The organism is Streptomyces sp. NRRL WC-3549 (genome assembly GCF_000721935.1).
Taxonomy (GTDB): Bacteria; Actinomycetota; Actinomycetes; order Streptomycetales; family Streptomycetaceae; genus Streptomyces.
Genome location: NZ_KL585394.1, coordinates 238067 through 241747 on the forward strand (window position 1 = coordinate 238067; position 3681 = coordinate 241747).

Sequence of the window (3681 nt, forward strand, 5' to 3'; positions counted from 1 at the left end):
CCCCCCGTTCCCCCGTACCGCGGCCTCCCCCCGGAGCCGCGGTCCCTGCCCCCCGTTGTCCCCCCGTTTCCCCCCGTACGCCTTCAGGCCACCAGCTCGCCGAAGGACTCCTCCTCGTCACGGCCGAAGCTGAGGACCTCGTCCTCACGCAGCCGGCGGAGCGACCGCCAGATGCTCGACTTCACCGTGCCGACGCTGATGCCGAGTATCGACGCGATCTCCGGGTCCGTGCGGCCCTCGTAGTACCGCAGGACCAGCATGGTGCGCTGGAGTTCGGGCAGCCGGGCGAGCGCCTGCCACAGCACCGCCCGCAGCTCCGTGCCGCGCATCGCGTCCGTGTCGCCCACCGTCTCCGGCAGCTCCTCGGTCGGGTATTCGTTCAGCTTGCGCCTGCGCCAGGCGCTGATGTGCAGGTTCGTCATGGTGCGGCGGAGGTAACCCCCGACCGCCGCCTTGTCCGTGATCCGGTCCCACGCCCGGTACGTCGAGAAGAGGGCGCTCTGCAGCAGGTCCTCGGCCTCGAACCGGTCTCCGGTCAGGTGGTAGGCGGTCGCGTACAGGGAGGCGCGCCGCTCCTGGACGTAGGCCGTGAACGCCGCTTCGGCGCTCTCCGCCCCCGCCAGGGGCTTCTGCTCCCCCGGGCCCTCCCCGTACGCGGGGCCCCCGTTCGCCCCCTTGGGCACGTCAACCATCGCCAGGTGCGGCGAGTGCTGACGCCCGGCACCACGGAAGCACCCCCGCCCTCCCCCGGTGCCGGACTTCTCCGCGCTCCGACCGGCGTCGTGGAGGCGCGTGACAACTGCGCTTGAGGTGGTGCTGTGCAGTGCGTTCATCTCACGCCCCCCATCGGTGGAGTTCGTCCGTTCCTTGTGCCAACGAGCTTGCCGGGGCGATTTCATGGCCCTGTCCCCCGACTGTCACAGGGCTGTCACAAGGCAGGTCAGGGCTCTGCGGGCCCTTCGGCCCACCCCGGTGGGGCGATCAAGGGGGGAGCACTGTCGAACTGTGACACCCCTATGGGCCACAATGGCCTCCGTGCCTTTCCTGTTGCTGATCGAGGACGACGACGCCATCCGCACGGCCCTCGAACTCTCGCTGTCTCGCCAGGGCCACCGTGTGGCCACCGCGGCGACGGGAGAGGACGGCCTGGAGCTGCTCCGCGAGCAGCGGCCCGACCTGGTCGTACTGGACGTGATGCTCCCCGGGATCGACGGTTTCGAGGTCTGCCGCCGCATCCGGCGCACCGACCAGTTGCCGATCATCCTGCTGACGGCCCGCAGCGACGACATCGACGTCGTGGTGGGTCTGGAGTCCGGGGCCGACGACTACGTGGTGAAACCCGTGCAGGGCCGGGTGCTCGACGCCCGTATCCGCGCGGTGCTGCGCCGGGGCGAGCGGGAGTCCACCGACTCGGCGACCTTCGGCAGCGTGGTCATCGACCGTTCGGCGATGACCGTCACGAAGAACGGCGAGGACCTTCAGCTCACCCCGACCGAACTGCGCCTCCTGCTGGAGCTGAGCCGCAGGCCCGGACAGGCGCTGTCACGGCAGCAGTTGCTGCGGCTGGTGTGGGAACACGACTACCTCGGTGACTCACGGCTCGTGGACGCGTGCGTCCAGCGGCTGCGCGCGAAGGTGGAGGACGTGCCGTCCTCGCCGACCCTGATCCGTACCGTGCGCGGTGTCGGCTACCGGCTGGACTCGCCTTCGTGAGCGGTGCCGCACGACGCTCCTTCCTCGCGGGTCTTCGCTGGACCAGTCTGCGGCTGCGGCTGCTGATCGTGTTCGCGCTGGTGGCCCTGGTGGCGGCGGTCTCCGCGTCGGGCATCGCGTACTGGCTCAACCGCGAGGCGGTCCTGACCCGTACCCAGGACGCGGCGCTCGGTGACTTCCGGCGGCAGATGCAGAACCGCGCGGGCTCGCTGCCGACCCGGCTGACGGCGACCGAACTGCGGGACGCGGCCGAGCAGATGGCGAGCAGCGGTGCCGGTTACCACGTGCTGCTGGTCGACTCCCACGACGGGAAGCCGGTCGTGGGCTCCTCGGACCTCGACGCGTTCACCAAGCAGGACGTGCCCGAGTCGCTGCAGAGGCAGGTGAACCGGAAGCAGCCGCTCAAGAACGGCGACTCCTTCGAGTACCACCTGTTCTGGCAGCGTACGAGCATCAACGGCACCCCGTACCTGGTGGCCGGCACGAAGATCATCGGCGGGGGCCCGACCGGGTACATGCTCAAGTCCCTCGACCAGGAGCGGCAGGACCTCAACTCGCTGGCCTGGTCGCTGGGTGTGGCCACCGCTCTGGCGCTCATCGGTTCGGCCCTGCTCGCGCAGGCTGCGGCGACGACCGTGCTGCGGCCGGTGCAGCGGCTGGGCGATGCCGCCCGCAAGCTCGGCGAGGGCAAGCTCGACACCCGCCTGGTGGTCTCCGGCACGGACGAACTGGCCGATCTGTCACGGACGTTCAACCGGGCTGCGAGCTCGCTGGAGAAGACGGTCGCGGACATGAGCGCCCGTGAGGAGTCGAGCCGGCGGTTCGTCGCCGACATGTCGCACGAGCTGCGCACCCCGCTGACGGCGATCACCGCGGTCGCGGAGGTGCTGGAGGACGAGGCGGACAACCTGGATCCGATGATCGCGCCCGCCGTGCACCTGGTGGTCAGCGAGACCCGGCGGCTGAACGACCTGGTCGAGAACCTGATGGAGGTCACACGCTTCGACGCGGGCACGGCCCGGCTGGTCCTGGACACGGTGGACGTCGCGGACCAGGTCACCGCCTGCATCGACGCCCGGGCGTGGCTGGACGCCGTCGACCTGGACGCCGAGCGGGGCCTCATGGCACGGCTCGATCCGCGCCGGCTGGACGTCATCCTGGCGAACCTCATCGGCAACGCGCTCAAGCACGGCGGTTCGCCGGTCCGGGTGGCGGTGCGGGCCGACGACGACGAGCTGACCATCGAGGTGCGGGACCACGGCCCGGGGGTCCCCGAGGAGGTCCTGCCGCACGTGTTCGACCGTTTCTACAAGGCGAGCGCCTCCCGGCCGCGCTCCGAGGGCAGCGGGCTGGGCCTCTCGATCGCCATGGAGAACGCCCACATCCACGGGGGCGACATCACGGCGTACAACTCGCCGGACGGCGACGGCGCCGTGTTCCTCCCTGCGGCTGCCGCGCGACGCCGGCCGGCCGGCCGGCAGCAGCCCCGCGGACGAGGACCGCGACGCGGGACGGGACGAGGAGGACCAGGACGTGGACCGCGGCGCGGGACGGGAGCGGGACGCCGGCCGTTCCGGGGAGCCGGGCCGCGGCGCGATGGGGAAGGACGACACGACGTGATGCGCAGCGAGCGCTCGTACGGCACCCGCCGCGGCGCCCGGCGCGGTGCCCGTACGGCCGCCGGAGCCCGTCCCGGGCGGGCCGCCGCGTTCACCGCCGCCCTGGCCTGCGTGGCGCTGGCCGCCGGGTGCGGGATCCGGAGCACCTCGGTTCCGGTGGACGCCGGGGCGGCCCCGTCACGGGTGTCGTGCCGTACGACCGACGGGGCCGGCGGCGGTGACCGGTCCTCGAAGACCCTGACGGTCGAGGTCTACCTCGTGTGCGCCTCCCAGCTGGCGCCGGTCGAGCGCACGGTCGAGGCCGACGCGTCGGGGACCGACCGCCTGTGGGCCTGTCTCTTATACACAT

General features: G+C 71.6%; 2 protein-coding genes and 2 pseudogenes. 3 read left to right on the plus strand and 1 reads right to left on the minus strand.

Annotation, left to right across the window (positions count from 1 at the left end; genetic code table 11):
- Positions 1–83: 83 nt before the first annotated feature.
- Positions 84–833, minus strand: coding sequence for a SigE family RNA polymerase sigma factor (locus IH13_RS0111820; protein WP_082317575.1), 750 nt, complete (start codon positions 831–833; stop codon positions 84–86).
- A 202-nt stretch (positions 834–1035) separates the two neighbouring features.
- Here IH13_RS0111820 and afsQ1 point away from each other — a divergent pair, with 202 nt between their 5' ends.
- The 3 genes and pseudogenes from afsQ1 to IH13_RS0111835 all read left to right on the plus strand — a co-directional run.
- Positions 1036–1713, plus strand: coding sequence for a two-component system response regulator AfsQ1 (gene afsQ1, locus IH13_RS0111825; RefSeq protein ID WP_199814633.1), 678 nt, complete (start codon positions 1036–1038; stop codon positions 1711–1713).
- A pseudogene (locus IH13_RS37275) lies at positions 1710–3333 on the plus strand (ATP-binding protein). The gene afsQ1 and the pseudogene IH13_RS37275 overlap by 4 nt, the downstream one beginning before the upstream one ends.
- Positions 3333–3681, plus strand: a pseudogene (locus IH13_RS0111835) (hypothetical protein); the annotation flags it as partial. The pseudogenes IH13_RS37275 and IH13_RS0111835, both read left to right, overlap by 1 nt.

Excerpts from the sequence above, each read along its gene's own strand:
- IH13_RS0111820 (WP_082317575.1), bottom strand. The coding sequence starts at position 833 with ATGAACGCACTGCACAGCACCACCTCAAGCGCAGTTGTCACGCGCCTC.